The sequence below is a fragment of the Alcanivorax sp. HI0083 genome (assembly GCF_001635175.1).
In genome coordinates this window covers 1-919 of the sequence record NZ_LWFX01000271.1, presented here as the reverse complement: position 1 = coordinate 919, position 919 = coordinate 1, and the positions used below count along the sequence as shown (strand labels likewise).

The 919-nt window shown below is 54.5% G+C and carries 2 protein-coding genes; both read right to left on the bottom strand.

Going from position 1 to position 919, the window contains the following annotated elements; genetic code table 11:
• On the bottom strand, window positions 1–449 hold a 449-nt coding region (locus A3754_RS02930), incomplete at its 3' end, for a branched-chain amino acid ABC transporter permease (protein WP_197468414.1).
• Between the two features lie 187 nt (window positions 450–636).
• A partial coding sequence (locus A3754_RS02925; RefSeq protein ID WP_156496723.1) for a DUF3299 domain-containing protein occupies window positions 637–919 on the bottom strand: 283 nt, incomplete at its 5' end.

The following is a 919-nucleotide window of genomic DNA, read 5'->3' as shown; positions in this document are numbered from 1 at the left end:
ACAGTGGTAATGATGATCACCGCATCCACCACCGGGATGATCAGCTCACCCATTTCCCACACCCGGCCGACAAAAGGCGTTTGCAGGGAGGCCGGATCGTGCCCCCAGATAACACCTGCGGCGAAACGCAGCAGAAAGCCCAGTGCGATGGTAAGGATCACCATGGCGAACTGCGGCTGACCAAAAATGGCGCGTAGGACCAGGCGATCCAGCAGGTAACCAAAGAGCCCTAAAATCAGGGCGGCCAGGGTGATGCCTATCAGAAATGGCAGGTCGGCATACTCGGCATTGATGAAGGTAATGCCCAGAAAGGCCCCCAGCATCATCAGGTCACCCTGCGCAAAGTTCACCGCTTCCGACGCTTTGTAGATCAACACAAAGCCCAGCGCCAGCAACCCGTAGATGCAGCCGTTCGCGACCCCGCTGACCAGCAGCTGGAGTATATCCATGGTCCCTCTCTCCCGGGGGGTTTATTGTTCTGGTGTATTTTTATTCAGCTCTTTCGAGACTATCTGAAGCTTTACATTCTCTCCAGTATGTAAAATGTAACAAGTTAAGACATAGGGGGAAAAACGTCACTGATCAGGCTGGAAAAGCGGTTTTTTGCCAGAGAGAGGGCAGCAAAGGAATAAACCGTTACCGGAGGTAACCCGTAAAGGGTTCCGCACTTTTACCTTCCAGCACATACCCTGCCGTGCCGTATTCGGTATCTTGCGATGAGACAGTCAAGGTGCCTTCCAGCCACATGGCATCCAACGCCAGATCCAGCGGCACACCGCGCCCTTCCATTTTCACCAGCACAATCTGGTTGCGCGGCGGCGGCGGGCTATGAATACAGGCACCAAAATACGGAACCAGCAGGAATTCACGGACATACTCTTCATCACCATCCAGCGGCACCCCGTAACCCGGCAAACGC